Annotated in this window: 17 protein-coding genes; all 17 read right to left on the reverse strand. The window is 64.7% G+C overall.

The annotated features are described in order from the left end of the window. Nucleotides 1–17: 17 nt before the first annotated feature. The 17 genes from HHJ18_RS02965 to HHJ18_RS03045 are packed head-to-tail and all read right to left on the reverse strand — an operon-like array spanning nucleotide 18 to nucleotide 13,474. Complete coding sequence (locus tag HHJ18_RS02965; RefSeq protein ID WP_296911358.1) at nucleotides 18–1,043, reverse strand: aminotransferase class I/II-fold pyridoxal phosphate-dependent enzyme; 1,026 nt, start codon at nucleotides 1,041–1,043, stop codon at nucleotides 18–20. Then, entirely contained in the window at nucleotides 1,040–2,080 is a 1,041-nt protein-coding gene (cbiB, locus tag HHJ18_RS02970) for an adenosylcobinamide-phosphate synthase CbiB (protein WP_296911360.1), read from the reverse strand. Before cbiB ends, HHJ18_RS02965 begins: the two co-directional genes overlap by 4 nt. 36 nt (nucleotides 2,081–2,116) lie before the next feature. Beyond that, nucleotides 2,117–2,686 carry a cob(I)yrinic acid a,c-diamide adenosyltransferase gene (gene cobO, locus HHJ18_RS02975; protein ID WP_296911362.1) on the reverse strand — a complete coding sequence of 190 codons (570 nt, stop codon included), beginning with the start codon at nucleotides 2,684–2,686 and terminating at the stop codon, nucleotides 2,117–2,119. Then, nucleotides 2,676–3,431 (reverse strand): uroporphyrinogen-III C-methyltransferase, encoded by a 756-nt coding sequence (gene cobA, locus HHJ18_RS02980; RefSeq protein WP_296911365.1) that lies wholly within the window; start codon nucleotides 3,429–3,431, stop codon nucleotides 2,676–2,678. Before cobA ends, cobO begins: the two co-directional genes overlap by 11 nt. Further along, nucleotides 3,424–3,771: an NAD(P)H-dependent oxidoreductase subunit E gene (locus tag HHJ18_RS02985; RefSeq protein WP_296911367.1), complete on the reverse strand. Its 348-nt coding sequence runs from the start codon at nucleotides 3,769–3,771 to the stop codon at nucleotides 3,424–3,426. Before HHJ18_RS02985 ends, cobA begins: the two co-directional genes overlap by 8 nt. Beyond that, nucleotides 3,768–4,742, reverse strand: coding sequence for a precorrin-3B C(17)-methyltransferase (cobJ, locus tag HHJ18_RS02990; protein WP_296911369.1), 975 nt, complete (start codon nucleotides 4,740–4,742; stop codon nucleotides 3,768–3,770). The genes HHJ18_RS02985 and cobJ overlap by 4 nt, the downstream gene beginning before the upstream one ends. Then, entirely contained in the window at nucleotides 4,739–5,503 is a 765-nt protein-coding gene (locus HHJ18_RS02995) for a CbtA family protein (RefSeq protein ID WP_296911371.1), read from the reverse strand. Before HHJ18_RS02995 ends, cobJ begins: the two co-directional genes overlap by 4 nt. A 13-nt stretch (nucleotides 5,504–5,516) precedes the next feature. Then, nucleotides 5,517–5,705 carry a CbtB domain-containing protein gene (locus tag HHJ18_RS03000; RefSeq protein ID WP_296911373.1) on the reverse strand — a complete coding sequence of 63 codons (189 nt, stop codon included), beginning with the start codon at nucleotides 5,703–5,705 and terminating at the stop codon, nucleotides 5,517–5,519. A gap of 22 nt (nucleotides 5,706–5,727) precedes the next feature. Continuing rightward, nucleotides 5,728–6,147 carry a cobalamin biosynthesis protein gene (locus HHJ18_RS03005; protein WP_296911375.1) on the reverse strand — a complete coding sequence of 140 codons (420 nt, stop codon included), beginning with the start codon at nucleotides 6,145–6,147 and terminating at the stop codon, nucleotides 5,728–5,730. Further along, entirely contained in the window at nucleotides 6,144–6,923 is a 780-nt protein-coding gene (locus HHJ18_RS03010) for a cobalamin biosynthesis central domain-containing protein (RefSeq protein WP_296911377.1), read from the reverse strand. Before HHJ18_RS03010 ends, HHJ18_RS03005 begins: the two co-directional genes overlap by 4 nt. Beyond that, complete coding sequence (gene cobI / locus HHJ18_RS03015; RefSeq protein WP_296911380.1) at nucleotides 6,920–7,738, reverse strand: precorrin-2 C(20)-methyltransferase; 819 nt, start codon at nucleotides 7,736–7,738, stop codon at nucleotides 6,920–6,922. The genes HHJ18_RS03010 and cobI overlap by 4 nt, the downstream gene beginning before the upstream one ends. Next, complete coding sequence (gene cbiE, locus HHJ18_RS03020; protein ID WP_296911382.1) at nucleotides 7,731–9,062, reverse strand: precorrin-6y C5,15-methyltransferase (decarboxylating) subunit CbiE; 1,332 nt, start codon at nucleotides 9,060–9,062, stop codon at nucleotides 7,731–7,733. The genes cobI and cbiE overlap by 8 nt, the downstream gene beginning before the upstream one ends. Before the next feature lie 11 nt (nucleotides 9,063–9,073). Continuing rightward, a complete protein-coding gene (locus tag HHJ18_RS03025) occupies nucleotides 9,074–10,171 on the reverse strand; it encodes a cobalt-precorrin-5B (C(1))-methyltransferase (RefSeq protein WP_296911384.1) in 1,098 nt (365 codons plus the stop codon). Next, nucleotides 10,168–10,860 (reverse strand): precorrin-8X methylmutase, encoded by a 693-nt coding sequence (locus HHJ18_RS03030; protein WP_296911386.1) that lies wholly within the window; start codon nucleotides 10,858–10,860, stop codon nucleotides 10,168–10,170. Before HHJ18_RS03030 ends, HHJ18_RS03025 begins: the two co-directional genes overlap by 4 nt. Continuing rightward, on the reverse strand, nucleotides 10,857–11,822 hold the full coding sequence (locus HHJ18_RS03035) for a sirohydrochlorin chelatase (protein ID WP_296911387.1): 966 nt from the start codon (nucleotides 11,820–11,822) through the stop codon (nucleotides 10,857–10,859). Before HHJ18_RS03035 ends, HHJ18_RS03030 begins: the two co-directional genes overlap by 4 nt. After that, nucleotides 11,819–12,673: a precorrin-4 C(11)-methyltransferase gene (gene cobM / locus HHJ18_RS03040; RefSeq protein ID WP_296911390.1), complete on the reverse strand. Its 855-nt coding sequence runs from the start codon at nucleotides 12,671–12,673 to the stop codon at nucleotides 11,819–11,821. Before cobM ends, HHJ18_RS03035 begins: the two co-directional genes overlap by 4 nt. Nucleotides 12,674–12,706: 33 nt before the next feature. Then, nucleotides 12,707–13,474 carry an ABC transporter ATP-binding protein gene (locus tag HHJ18_RS03045; protein ID WP_296911392.1) on the reverse strand — a complete coding sequence of 256 codons (768 nt, stop codon included), beginning with the start codon at nucleotides 13,472–13,474 and terminating at the stop codon, nucleotides 12,707–12,709. Nucleotides 13,475–13,505: the final 31 nt, after the last annotated feature.

Genomic DNA, 13,505 nt, shown 5'->3' on the forward strand with positions numbered 1-13,505 from the left:
CTGGACCCAGCAAGTTGTCATGCCGGATGTGATCCGTCACCCATGGAATGCCACGCTGTTTTCAAAGCGTCCTGCGCTGCCGGCCCCTGCACGCTGACCCGCACATGGCCAGGCAGACCAAACGATGCGGCGTCTCGCAGCTTGATTCCTGCCGCGCGCAATTGGCTCAGGTCATGACCTTGCTCTGGCCTGGCACAAAAGAAATTGGCATCGCTGGGCAGGCATTGCCATCCCAGGTTCTGCAGCAAGGTAATCTGCCGGGCTTTCCAGTCCCTCAGCATGGGCAAGCTTTTAGCCAGCCAGGCCTGCACCGCAGGCAGCACCCAGCCCTGAAGCATGGCGACGCCATGTGCACCAAGCGGCCACGAGGGGCACAGGCGCTCGAGCGCGGCCACGGCCGCTTCGGCACCCAACGGCACAATGACGTAGGCGGCGCGCACGCCGGTCAGGCCCAGCGCCTTGTTGGGCGTCCACAGCTGCCAGACCTGCGCCAATTGGGCATTGGTCAGGCTGGGCGTGCCGCTCAGGCGCAAGGGCGCGTAGGCGCAGTCCAGCAGTAGCGGCGCATGCAAGGGCCACTTGGGCCACGGTGCGTGCGCAGCGCCCAGCGGGCTGGACGGCTCACAACACCACACCAGTTGCGCCTGATCGGGCTCTGCGATGGGGCGCAAGCCCCAGGCGAGCGCGGCTTGGGCGTAGTCGCCATAAGCGTGGGCGGGCAGGCACACCTGGCGCCCGCCCTGCTGCGCCACCCACGCGGTGATGCGAAATATGAATTCGCTGGCGCTGCCCGCCAGCAGCACACGCCCGACTTCCACGCCATGGAAGGCAGCCAGCCCGGCGCGCAAGACGGCGTAACTCGCATCGGGGTAGTGGCTGGCGTCGGCCTGCTGCACGGCAGCCAGGGCCAGCGGGCACGGGCCACAGGCATTGCTGTTGCTGGAGAAATCAAAACGCGGCACGCCGGACGCGTCGGGGCCGCCGTGAATACGCTGCATTGGCGCTGCGGCTGGCGCGGACCGATTGAAAACCGACAAGGTCATGACAGTCTCCCTATCGCTATTAAAACAATAGCTGCTGGCGCAATACCTGTAAGGGCTAGAAGCACTTTTGATGCATAAGAGAGGGCGCGTCTCGTGTCTGGCGCCAAGGGCGCACGGCCAGCGGCGTTGAGCGCATACACGCCCGGCTTGTGCAGGCAAACGTCCAGCGCCAGCGCCATCGCGGCCATCGGCCAGCCGCTGTTGGGCGACGGGGTGCGCGCGGCTTCGCTGCGCAACGCGACCCAGCCCCCGCGCAGCCCCTTGCCCCGCCCGGCGCCGCCGCCCACGCCCCACAGCAGCAAGGCGGTGATGCGCGCCGGCAACCAGCTCAGCACATCGTCGGCACGCGCCGCCCACTTGCCGGCCCATTCCCAGTTCTGGCCCTGGTAGACGCCACGGTAGCCCCACATGGCGTCGGCGGTATTGGCAAAGCGGTAAAGCGCCGCGCCCGGCAGCCCCAGCAGCACGAACCAGAAGATGGGCGCCACCACTGAATCGTTGAGGTTCTCGGCGAGCGACTCGATGGCGCTTTCTCGCACCTGGCTTTCGCTCAGCTGGCTCACATCGCGACTCACCAGCCAGCTCAGGCGTTCGCGGCCGGCGCTCAGAGATCCACCGTGCCCGGGCGACAAGGCTTTCTCAACCGCCAGCACTTCGCTGCGCAGCATGGCCCAGGCCAGCATTGGTTTGAGCGCAAGGCCCAGCAACAGCGCCGCCAGCACGCCACCGGGAATCAGCCCCAGCCGCCCGGGCAGGGCCAGCAGGACCTGCTGCAGCGCCCATGCTGCTATAAATACAATAGCTGCACCGGCAGCCCAGGCAAAGGCTCCAAGCCAGAATCTCTTGAAATCAGGGCCTGCCGCCTGCTTTTGGCCGATGCGCCCTTGCAGTTGCCGGCCCGCCCACCCCAGGGCGCCCCCCATCCAGACGACCGGGTGACACCGCGCGGGTGGCTCACCGCACCAGCGGTCCACCACCAGGGCGATAAGCAGCGCCAATGCGCTTATGCCGGCCCGCGATGCCGCAAAATCAGTCATCGCGGCGGGCAGCAGGCACGAGTGCCGCGAGGGCCATTAATCCTCAATCCCGCGCTGGGCCGGAATGCCCGCGTTGAACGCGTGCTTGACCTTGCTCATCTCGGTCACGGTGTCGGCCAGTTCAATGATCTCGGGCGGGCAACGCCTGCCGGTAATCACCACATGCACCTGACTGGGTCGCTCCCGCAGCGTCTGCAGCACATCATCAAGCGGCAGCCAGCCGTAGATCAGCGGATAGGTCAGCTCGTCGAGCGTCACCATGAAGTAGTCGCCACTCAAAATGGCGGCCCTGGCTTTTTGCCAGCCGTCGCGTGCCAGCTGCGCCGAGTGTTCCAGGTCCTGGCTTTTCCAGCTGAAACCGTCGCCCAGCCCTTCGATGGGAATGCCGAGCTGCTCGAACATGCGGTGCTCGCCAAAGCGGGCACTGGGCACTTTCATGAACTGGAAAATCTTGACTTTTTTGCCGCGCCCGTGGGCGCGCAGCGCCAGCCCGAAGGCGGCCGTGCTTTTGCCTTTGCCATCGCCGGTGTTGACGATGAAGATGCCGCGGCGTTCGCCCTCGGCTTTTTCATAGGGCTTTCCCGCGGGCGGGGTTTCAATCTGCATGGTATTGGGGACTCAGTTGTACGGTTTCGCCAATGATGAGCAGGCCGGGCCGCGCGCCGTAGGCCGGCGCCCGTGCCACCAGGTCTATCAGTGCGGTAGCGATGACGGTTTGCGTCGCGCGCGCGCCATCGTGCACGATGGCGGCCGGGGTCCGAGGCGACAAGCCGTGGGCAATCAGCCGGTGCGCGATTTGCGCCAGGCGCTGAACACCCATGTAGAACACGCGGGTTTGGCCGGGACGGGCCAACGCCGCCCAGTCCGTCGGCGCCTTGTCATCCGCCAGATGGCCAGGCAAAAAGACGCAGCTGCTGGCCAGTTCGCGGTGGGTCAGGGGAATGCCGGCCGTTGCCGCACAGCCACTGGCGGCGGTGACACCCGGCACCACCTCAAAGGCGATGCCTGCCGCCTGCAGCGCTTGCACCTCTTCGCCGCCGCGCCCAAACACAAAGGGGTCGCCACCCTTGAGCCGGACCACGCGCTGGCCCAGGCGCGCGTGCTGGACCAGTTGCGCATGGATTTCTTCCTGTGGCACGGAGTGATGACCCAAAGCCTTGCCGACGTACAGACGCAGGGCGGTCTCTGGGATTAGCGCCAGCACCTCGGGCGTGATCAGGCGGTCATGCACCACCACCTCGGCACGCTGCAGGCGGTCGAGCGCGCGCAGCGTCATCAAATCGACCGGGCCGGGGCCGGCACCGACGATGGACACGAAGCCCGGCCCGCCGTGAACGCCGGCCTCAAGCATCGCCGCCCCCTGGTCCCTGGTGAAACACCAGATCGGCCACTGGCGCGCCACCGATCAGATGCTGATCAATGATGCGGTCCATATTGGCAGGGGTGACGTTGTAGTACCAGGTGCCGTCGGGCTGTACGCACATCACCGGCCCGCCCTTGCAGGCGGCAAAACAACTGACGCGGCTGCGCTTGACGCGCAGTTCGCCCTCATGCAATCCGGCCGCCTTCAACTTGTCGCCCAGGCTGTCAAACAGCGCTTGCGACGTTCCATCCAGGGCGCAGCGCGGCCCGATGCAGACCAGCAAATGGCGCTTGTAGCTGCCGATTTTGGGCTTGGCGAGCGCGCTCATTCTTCAGACTCATCGGCTGTCACGGCTTCGTCCTCGACCGAGGCGGTGAGCACCATCTCGATGTAATCCGCAGGCAGGCCGTGGCGCCGTGCCAGCTCGGCAATGCCGACGCCGTCGGCATGGTCGGCGCGCAGATTTTCCGTCCAGCCCAGCAATCCGCTGGAAAGCGAGCGCCCGCGTTTTTCGCCTTCACGCGTGCTGCCGTCGCCGTCGAGCTCGTACTTGTTGGCGTAGCCGCGAGGGGTCACCATCAGGCCGTGGCGCACGAAGGTGTGGCTGTTACCTATCAGCACGGTGCTGAGCATGCCGATGTCGCACTCACTCATCCGGTCCAGCGTGGTGAACTCGATATTTTGGCGGCGCCGATAGGCCGACTTGACCACCACCACCGGCGTGCAAGGGCGACGGTGGCGCAGAAACAGCTTTTGCGCCTGTACGATTTGCTGGGTGCGCCGACCACTCTTGGGGTTGTACAGTGCCACCACGAAATCGGCGGCGGCGACCGCATCGAGCCGGCGCGCAATTACCGGCCAGGGTGTCAGCAGGTCGGACAGCGAGATCGAGCAGAAATCGTGCGTCAGCGGCGCCCCCACCAGCGCGGCGCAGGCATTGATGGCTGAGGCACCGGGGATGACCTCCACCTCCACATCCGACTCGGGCGTCCAGCCGGCCTGAAACAACACCTCGTAGGTCGGGCCGGCCATGCCATACACACCGGCGTCGCCGGATGAAATAAGCGCCACCTTCTTGCCCTCGCGGGCGCGCTCGAGCGCGTGAACAGCGCGGTCGAGTTCCTCGGTCATGCCTTTGCGGATGATCTCCTTACCCTCCAGCAAGTCGGCCACCAGCTTGACGTAGGTGACGTACCCAACCACCACATCCGCTTCGGCAATGGCGGCACGGGCACGCTGCGTCATATGGTCGACGTGGCCGGGGCCGATGCCCACCAGCATGATTTTTCCGCTACTCATGAGGCGCTTCCTTCCAGGCGTGTGGCAGCCGCCACCGGGTTCAACAAGGGACTCAGCCAGCGCGCAACCGCCAGCGCGGACAAAACACCCAACAGCAGCCACTGCAGCGCACTGGCAACGGCGGTGGCGACGACGAAGCGGGAAGCCAACTGCTGCATTTGCAGCGCAACGTCAGCCTCCATCCCGGCAAAAGGACTGCCCGTGTGCAGCGGAGCGCCGATGGCAAAGGGCAGGACCAGCAGACCCAGCCCGAGCACCCGCCATTTCGCCCGCACCAAGCACAGCATGGCCAGCCCGCCGGCGCCGCAGACCACGGTCAGGGCCCACCACAGCTGACGCGCCTGCAGCGCTGCCGCTTGCATGCCCGGCAACTCGGGCGGTAAACCCAGCGCCGGTAAAGCAAACAGACAAACCCAGCCCGCAGCACCCCACAGCAGGCCATAGCGCACGGATGCGCCATAGCCCTGATGCAGCGCCAGGGCTTGCCCCGTCCGCTGGCGGTTCCACCATGCCAGCAAAGGCATCAGCAGCAAGGCGGCGCCGATGGCGTTGAGCACATTGGCCAGCACCGTGTAGGCCGTGCGTTCCAGGCCGTCTTGCGGCGCCCAGTCTTGCGCCGCGTGGCTGGGCGCAGCCGATTCTTCAAACACCTCGGCCGCCAGAATCAGTGGCACCACCTGCCAGCGCTGCACGGCGCTGTCGAACAGTCCCGTCAGCAAGCCCACCAACAGGGCACATAAAAATAAACGTCGAAACAACATGGGTGATTTCCGCTTAATGGCAGGGACGGCCTACGGCGTGGCGGACATCGTGGGCCGCGTTGTGGGCCACCGAAGCTTCACTAAAACCGACGGCGTACAGCATGACCAAACCCAGCAGCAGCGCGGCGCCGAGTTGGGCCAGCACTGAAGCAACGGCGCTGCCGGTTGGATTGACGGTCATAGGGGAAGTGGAAGCGTTCATAAAGTCTCCTGGGGTCAAAAAATTAAGAAAATGAAAACGGGAAAGGCGCAATGGAGACGGTGGCGTTGCGGCCATCGGCACCTCTGTGTTTGAATTTTTCGACCAGCAACTGCACCGCCGTGGTGTGGGTTGCCAACAAGGCCGCCGCCTCCGCCACAGAAGGCGTGCCCATGTAGCGCAGCACCGTGGTCGATGGGTTGAGGACGGGCACAAGGGCGAGTTCGGCGGCGCTGAAGAACTGCAGCGGCCAGCCGCCCTGCTCTGCCAGCGCCACCAAGGCGAGCTCATCGCGCTTGGCCTCGATCGTGGCCAGCACGCGCACCTGCGCGCGCACCAGTCCGGCCTGGGCCAGCGCGGCGTCCAGCAGGTGCTCCACGGTCGCCAGTGGCGTGCCGCGGTCGCAACCGAGGCCAACGGCCACAGACATCAAAGGGACGCTCATGCGCCCTGCCCTTGCGGCGGTCGGTACACCACCAGGCGTTCATGAAGTTGCTGCCAGCGCTCCGGCGGGACCTCGGCGTGGGTGATCCACAACACGGCCTTGAAACGGCTTAAATCCACATCTTCAAAACGCGTGAATTGATGAATGCTGGCGGGCAGCGGCGTCGGTCGTGTCCACCAGTGCGGGCTGCCGGCCTCCTGCACCACGGCCACTTGCTCCTCGTTCACCACAGCGGCCGAGACGCGCGTGATGTTGATCTTGGGGCACTCCAGCTTCCAGCCCAGCTCGCGGCCCAGAATATCGACCGCGATGGTCTTGCCGACGTCGGAGGCCGTGGTCAGCACGGCCGTTGCGCCCAGCAGCGCGGCAATCTGCATGGCACAAGCGTTGGCCCCACCGACATGGCCCGACAGCACCGGAATGACGAACTGCCCGGCGTCATCGACCACCAGCACGCCGGGGTCTTCGTCCTTGGTTTTCAGGTGCGGCGCAATCAGGCGCACCACCGCGCCCAGTGAAACAAAAAACACCAGTTGATCAAAGTCTGCGAACAACTGCCCAATCTCATCCTTAAACGGGCCGCTGTAGGCGCGCATCGGGTTGGACAAGCCGGCCATCATGGGTGCGAACTTGTCGGCCACGCAAATGCTGGCGGCGGGCAACTGGCGGGCCAGCACGGCGGCTTGCTGCGCGCCGTGTTTGGTGATGGCAATCAGCGCCACGCGCACGTCGACCTCCATCGCCGGCGCGGTGTCTGGCGGGGTGTTGCTCTTCATTCTTGCGTCTCCTCTTCGAGTTCGATGGTGGTTTTCTTGCGGCAGCCGCGAATTATTTCGCCGCGTTCGCGGTTTGGATTTTTCACCAGCAGAAGCGACAAGTAGTTGACCTTGCTGCCTTTGAGCGCTGCCACGTCGTGCACGATGCGCTCCACCGGCGAGCCGGCTTTTTCGATAAAGCGGCTGTGTGGCAGCAGGCCGCGGCGCTCCAGCAGATCGATCAAGTCATCGAGCAGCGGCTTGACTTTCATCAGCACCAGGGTGTCGAAGTCGTCCAGCATCCTCTCCACCGCCGCAATGCCGTAAGCGGCGGGCACGATGGCAATGGTGTCGTCCTGCTCGGACAGCGGCATCTGCAGCCGGGCGCAGGCGGCATTGAAGGACGTGACGCCAGGCACGATGTCAATTTTTGCTTCGGCATCCAGTTCGCGCAGCACGCGGGCCAGGTAGCAAAAGCTGGCGTAGGTGGAGGCATCGCCTTCGACCAGAAACAGCACATCTTGCCCGGTGGCCAGTAGCGCTTTCACGGCTTCGGCTGCTTTGAGCCAGTGGCGCGCAAGTTTTTCAACATCGTGCGTCATGGGAAACAGCAGCGGCTGGTGCTGTGCGGGCAGTGTTAGACCGGCCCGCAGCGCAATGTCGAGTGCGTAGCCTTCCTTGCGCAGGCTGCGCACCGGGTAAGTCCAGACGACATCGCGGCGCTGCAGCAAGGCCCAGGCGCTGCGCGTGATCAGGCCGGGGTCGCCGGGGCCCAAAGACACGCCGAACAGGCGGCCTGGGGCGACCGTTGGGGAAGCAACCTGAAGTTCAGTCATCGCATTTTTCCGTCTTTTCCGTTTTCGATGCTTTTTGCACGGTCACTTTTTGCGCACAGACCAGCCACACCGGGTTTTCGGCCGCCATGCGGTTCATGTGCAAAATCGGCTTGCTGCGCGAAGCCTGCAGTTGCAGCACGTCCCACGCCGCGCCCTGCGCCTTCAAGGTTTCCACCGCCACGCTCAGGTTTTCAAGCGTGACAAAGTTCATGACCAGCCAGCCCTCGGGCTTCATGCGCTGCAGAATTAAACAAATCAACTCGGCCAGCTCGCCGCCCGAGCCGCCGATGAACACGGCATCGGGATCAGGCCAGCGTTGCAAACCCTCGGGGGCCTTGCCGTGTACCAGCGTGTGGTTGCTGATGCCCAGCGCTTTACGGTTGCTGCGCACGATGGCGCTGTCGTCGACGTTCTTTTCAATGGCGTACACATGGCCCTGGCCGCACAAACGCGCCGCCTCCAGTCCCACCGAGCCGGAGCCCGCGCCGATGTCCCACACCACGCTGTTGGCGCGCAGCTGCATGCGGGCCAGCGACACCACGCGCACCTCGCTTTTGGTGATCAGGCCTTTTTCAGGGTAGCGCTGTTGGTAGCTCGCATCGGGCAAACCTAACAGCACCGGTTGCGTGCGCTGGCTGGTGCGCCACAGCAGCACCACGTTCGGGTCGGCAAACGGCATCTGCGTGGCCACCTGGATGCTGATGCCACTCACCACCCGCTCTTCGGGCTGGCACAGGCGTTCGGCCACGGCCATCTCAAAATCATCGGCCAGGCCTTCGGTGACCAGCATGCGGGCGATGCGGTCGGGCGTGTTGCCGGGACTGGTCAGAATGGCCAGGCGGTCGTTTTGCCGTACGTCACGCAGCAGCGCGTACAGGCCATGGCCGGGTTCCGAGCCCTCCACCCAGTCGCCGGCATCCTTGCCGTGAACCGATGAAAACTTCATGTCTTGCCACGGCAGGCCAAGGCGCGCGCAGGCCAGTTGCAGGGTGGAGACATTGGGCAGCACCTCAATCGCTTCAATGCACAGACGCGAAGCCAGGTAAGCGGCGATGCCGTGGCACAAGGGATCGCCTGTGGCCAGCAGCACCACACGCAGATCTGCGGCTTGAGCGTCCCGAATCCATTCGGGCACTTGCGACAGCGCGCCGGTTAGGTCGCGCTGCCGGGCTGTGGGATGGATGTACTCAGCGAACAGTTGCAGCGCGCGCGTGCCGCCAATCACCAGTTGCGCCTGCTGCAGGTACGCCAGCGCGGTGCGGCTCAAGCTGGCCACGCCGTCGTCCAGCACGCCCAGGATGCGGCATTTTTCTATTTGGTTCATCGATTCTTCGCTCATGAGGACTCGGCAATCTTGCGACCATCAAAATCGCAGACCAGCACTTTCAAATCGAACTGATCGGGGTAACGCTCGCGCAGAGTTTTCACCACGCGCTGCGCCAAAGCGGTGTGAAATGCGGTGCCCAAGCCCAGCGCGTCCATGCGTTCGCCCGCATAGCGGGCGGTTTTGGCATGGCGGATGTCGTCGCACACGTCCGGCGCGACGCCGAGCTCGGCCGCCAGATCGGCCAGCAAGCCGGTGTTCACGTCAGCGCGTCCGGCGTGGGTGATGGTTTCGCCCTGGGCGATTTTGGTGAGCTTGCCCACCATGCCGCCAATCACGACTTTCTTCAAGCCGGCCTTGACCGCTGCCCCCATGGCGTAGCGCAAGAAGTCGCCCATCTGCACAAACACCGCCTCGGGCAGGTGGGGCATTTCTTCCATGACAAACTTTTCAGTGCGCCCGCCGGTGGTCAGAACCACCACGCCATGGGGCAAGGTGCCCGCCACATGCACGCCCTGCACCACGCTGGCACGGTAGGCAGCGGTGGAGTAAGGCTTGACGATGCCGGTCGTGCCCAAGATGGAAATGCCCCCCAGAATGCCCAGACGCGCATTCGTGGTTTTTTTGGCCATCAACTCGCCTTGCGGCACGGAAATCGTCACCTCGAACCCGGCTTCATCGAGCAGCGCCGCACCAGCGACGCGCACATTGGCCTCGATGTTGCGCCGCGGCACCGGGTTGATGGCCGGACCGCCCACCGTCAGCCCCAAACCTTGCAGGGTCACCGTGCCGATGCCAAAGCCCCCTGCCAGCAGCACCTGGCCCGGCTGCTCGGGCAGCAGGCGCACATCGGCGGTGAGGTGGGCCTTGTCGGTGCAATCGGGGTCGTCGCCCGCGTCCTTGATCACCATGGCGTGGGCCGACTGGCCATCACAGCGACCATCCTGCACGGCGAAGTTCACCAGGTCGCCATTGGGCAGCAGGCATTCGACGTTATCTGGCACCTGCCCTGTGACCAGACCGATGACCGCCGCCCGCGCCGCCGCCGCCGAACACGCGCCGGTAGTAAAACCGGTGCGCGTGCCGCGTGGCGCGCTTTTGTCCATCATTCGGCGACGCGCCCTGCCAGCTCATTCGCCTCGGCCAGTCCCAGCAGGGCATGAATGGCGGCCACCACCAAGGTGGAGCCGCCCTTGCGGCCCCGGATCACGATCCAGGGCACAGCCGTCTCCAGCGCCATCAAGTCCTTGGACTCGGCGGCCGAGACAAAGCCCACCGGCATGCCGACCACCAGCGCCGGGCGTGCGCCCTCCTCCTTGATCAGCCGCACTACCTCAAGCAAGGCGGTGGGCGCGTTGCCGATGCCGATGATGGCGCCGTCCAGCAAACTTAGTCGGTGCGCCTTGCGCATGGCCTGCGCGGCGCGGGTCGTGCCCTCCGCCCGGGCCAGCTCGATCACATCGGGGTCGCTGATGAATTGGTGCGTCTGCAGGCCGAAGTGCGCCAGCCGCGGGGCCGACAAGCCGACACAAATCATCTCCACATCGGCCACCACGCGGGTAGCGCGCGACAAAATCGCGGCCATGCCATCGGCCACGGCGTCAGGGTGAAAGTTGGTCAGGCCGTTGAAATCAAAATCAGCATTGGCGTGAATCATGCGGCGCACGATCGGCCATTGCGCGGGCGTGTAGTTGTAGGGGCCGACTTCGCGATCGATCACGGCAAACGAGTCGTGCTCGATGGCCCGTCCGGCGGCGGTAAGTTGCTCGGTGACGACGTTGGCGGCAGATGTTGTCATGACGGAACTCCGGCCTGTGCCGGCTCGTGCAGATGACCGTGTTCGTGGGCATGGCCCGGCGGGTGGTCGTGCGCGTGATCATGCGGATGGTCATGGTCATGATCATGGTTGTGCGGTAGCGCGTCATCATGGTGGTGCCCACCCAGTCCGTGTTCGACGGCAAATTCACGGAACTTGCAGCCATCGCAGGGCATTAAGGCTTGCGGCGCACCGCGCTTCACGTCAGCCACGCGCTGCTCCAGCACCTCAAAAATTTCCCGCTCAAAGCCGAAATATTCGGTCGAGGTAAAGCGGATCGTCGGATACTGGATTTTGAGGTTTTCTACTTGGCGCTTGATGCGTTCCATCAGCGTGCCGTTGAACAGGTAGTAAGGCAAAACCGCCACCTGCGTCATGCCCAGCAGGCTTTGACGCTGCACTACTTTTTCCAGGCGCGGGTAGGTAATGCCGGTAAAGGCCACATCCACCAGCTCGTGCTCGCTTTCCTCCATCACCCAACGCGCCATTTTGGCCATCTCGCCATTGGCATGACGGTCTGACGAACCGCGCCCCAGCAGCACCACGCCGGTGGTGGTGGGATCGGGCATATCGAGCGCCTGCATGGCGGTCTTCAGGCGGCGTTTGACCACACTGAGGAGATGCTCGCAAACGCTCAGGTGCGGCGTGTACAAAAACTGCACCTGCGGAAACTTGAGCCGCGCGGCGTCTATGGCCTGCGGTATGTCCATCTTGACGTGACCGGCGGCATTCAAAATCAGCGGCACCACAATCACGCGCTGCGAGCCGGTGGCGGCGCGCCGCAAGCCTTCGCTCATGGTGTTTTCTGACAATTCGATGAAGCAGACTTCAATCGGCCAAGCCGGCTGGCGCTCGCGCCACTGCTTGGCAAAGGCCATGATTTCGTCGTTGCCCGATTTTTCGCGCGAGCCGTGGCCCACCAGCAAAATGGTCTCAAGGGTCATGGGGACTCCAAAGTAAGGTTGGATGCAGGGACGCTGGCACGCCGGAAACGGTGCGTGAAGCTGGCGTCGTAGAGTTTGGATTTGGCCAGCGTCGTCCATTGGCGCGAACCCAGGGTGGGACTGGCAATGATCATGGACTGGCTGACCAGCCTGGCCTCGCGGCACAGCGCCTGAATGGTGCTGATGGTGCCGCGAACGATTTTTTCTTCGCCCGGCCAACTGGCTTTGTGCACGACCACGATGGGCGCATCGGGCGACCAGCCCGCAGCCGTCAAAGCGGCGGTGACTTGACCCATCAGGGTGATGCTCAAAAATATGCACAGCGTGCTGTGGTGCGCCGCCAGCGCTTGCAGCGACTCGCCCTGCGGCATGGGCGTGCGCCCTTCCATGCGGGTAAAAATCACGGTTTGCGTCACCTCGGGCAGGGTCAGGCTCTCGACCGCCGCCGCCGCCGAGGCCATCGCCGACGAGACGCCGGGCACCACCTGCACCGGCACACCGGCGGCGTCCAGCGGCTGCACCAGTTCGATCAATGCGCCATACAAACCGGGGTCGCCGGTTTGCAGGCGTACCACCGTGTCGCAGCGGGCGGCCTGTTCAATCAGCCAGGTGGACATCTGTTCCAGCGTCATGTCCTTGCTGTCGGCTACGGTGCAGCCCGCTGGGGCCCAGCGCATCGCCGCTTCGCTGACCAGGGAACCGGCGAACAAAATGGCACCGGCACGCTCCACCAGAGCCCGGCCCTTGACGGTGATTAATTCGGGGTCGCCGGGACCGGCGCCGACAAACCAGACGGTGCCTCGCGCAGAAGCGGCGCGACCCGCTTCAACGGGTTGAATATCAGTCTGCATGATCTGTTCCGCTTTGAAGTTACTGGCAGCAAGCTAGAGTCTGGGCAGTGCCACCCACTGGCCTGCGAGTTGATGGACGGCAATCCGGTGGTCAAACACTTCTTCAAGTGCCCGCTGGGTGGCCGCATCGCTGCAGGGGCCTTGATGCGTGATCCGGCCCCCAGTCATGATGACCAGCTCATCGGCATGCAGCGCCATCGATATTTCGTGCAGGACACTCACCACAGTCCGGCCCTGCCTGACCAGCTCGCCCACCATCGCCAGCCAGTCGGCCTGGTGCGGCGGATCGAGGTTGGCCAGCGGCTCGTCCATCAGCAGCACCTGCGCCTCGACCGCCAGTGCGCGCGCCAGCAGCACGCGCTGGCGCTCGCCGCCCGACAGCTGGCCCAGCGCACGGCCGCGCCAGTCCCAGGCTTGCGTGGCACGCAGGGCACGCTCGACGGCGCCATGGTCGGCCGCGCTAGCCGCTGCCAGCCAGGCCTGATGCGGCAGGCGGCCCAGCATGGCGACGTCGTAAGCCGTCAGGTCGTCGGCCGAGCTTTCGCTTTGGCCCAGCCACGACAGCTGCTGCGCGCGCAGGCGCGCCCGCAAGGTGTTCAGCGGCCGCCCCAGCAAAGCCACCTCGCCGCTGTGGGCCAGCAAGCCTGCCAGCACCTTGAGCAAGGTCGACTTGCCCGCGCCGTTGGGGCCGACGATGCTGGTCCAGCGCGCCCGCGGCAGGGCCAGCGAGATGTCGTGCAATACCTCAACATTTCCAAGGCTGGCCGTTATGGAACGGGCGCAGATAGCTACCGAATTCATAGCAGAGACGTCAGACGCAGCGATGCCTGGC

The sequence above is a fragment of the Polaromonas sp. genome (assembly GCF_012927455.1).
Lineage (GTDB): Bacteria > Pseudomonadota > Gammaproteobacteria > Burkholderiales > Burkholderiaceae_C > Polaromonas.

Excerpts from the sequence above, each read along its gene's own strand:
- HHJ18_RS02965 (WP_296911358.1), bottom strand. The coding sequence starts at position 1,043 with ATGACCTTGTCGGTTTTCAATCGGTCCGCGCCAGCCGCAGCGCCAATG.
- cbiB (WP_296911360.1), bottom strand. The coding sequence starts at position 2,080 with ATGACTGATTTTGCGGCATCGCGGGCCGGCATAAGCGCATTGGCGCTG.
- cobO (WP_296911362.1), bottom strand. The coding sequence starts at position 2,686 with ATGCAGATTGAAACCCCGCCCGCGGGAAAGCCCTATGAAAAAGCCGAG.
- cobA (WP_296911365.1), bottom strand. The coding sequence starts at position 3,431 with ATGCTTGAGGCCGGCGTTCACGGCGGGCCGGGCTTCGTGTCCATCGTC.
- HHJ18_RS02985 (WP_296911367.1), bottom strand. The coding sequence starts at position 3,771 with ATGAGCGCGCTCGCCAAGCCCAAAATCGGCAGCTACAAGCGCCATTTG.
- cobJ (WP_296911369.1), bottom strand. The coding sequence starts at position 4,742 with ATGAGTAGCGGAAAAATCATGCTGGTGGGCATCGGCCCCGGCCACGTC.
- HHJ18_RS02995 (WP_296911371.1), bottom strand. The coding sequence starts at position 5,503 with ATGTTGTTTCGACGTTTATTTTTATGTGCCCTGTTGGTGGGCTTGCTG.
- HHJ18_RS03000 (WP_296911373.1), bottom strand. The coding sequence starts at position 5,705 with ATGAACGCTTCCACTTCCCCTATGACCGTCAATCCAACCGGCAGCGCC.
- HHJ18_RS03005 (WP_296911375.1), bottom strand. The coding sequence starts at position 6,147 with ATGAGCGTCCCTTTGATGTCTGTGGCCGTTGGCCTCGGTTGCGACCGC.
- HHJ18_RS03010 (WP_296911377.1), bottom strand. The coding sequence starts at position 6,923 with ATGAAGAGCAACACCCCGCCAGACACCGCGCCGGCGATGGAGGTCGAC.
- cobI (WP_296911380.1), bottom strand. The coding sequence starts at position 7,738 with ATGACTGAACTTCAGGTTGCTTCCCCAACGGTCGCCCCAGGCCGCCTG.
- cbiE (WP_296911382.1), bottom strand. The coding sequence starts at position 9,062 with ATGAACCAAATAGAAAAATGCCGCATCCTGGGCGTGCTGGACGACGGC.
- HHJ18_RS03025 (WP_296911384.1), bottom strand. The coding sequence starts at position 10,171 with ATGATGGACAAAAGCGCGCCACGCGGCACGCGCACCGGTTTTACTACC.
- HHJ18_RS03030 (WP_296911386.1), bottom strand. The coding sequence starts at position 10,860 with ATGACAACATCTGCCGCCAACGTCGTCACCGAGCAACTTACCGCCGCC.
- HHJ18_RS03035 (WP_296911387.1), bottom strand. The coding sequence starts at position 11,822 with ATGACCCTTGAGACCATTTTGCTGGTGGGCCACGGCTCGCGCGAAAAA.
- cobM (WP_296911390.1), bottom strand. The coding sequence starts at position 12,673 with ATGCAGACTGATATTCAACCCGTTGAAGCGGGTCGCGCCGCTTCTGCG.
- HHJ18_RS03045 (WP_296911392.1), bottom strand. The coding sequence starts at position 13,474 with ATGAATTCGGTAGCTATCTGCGCCCGTTCCATAACGGCCAGCCTTGGA.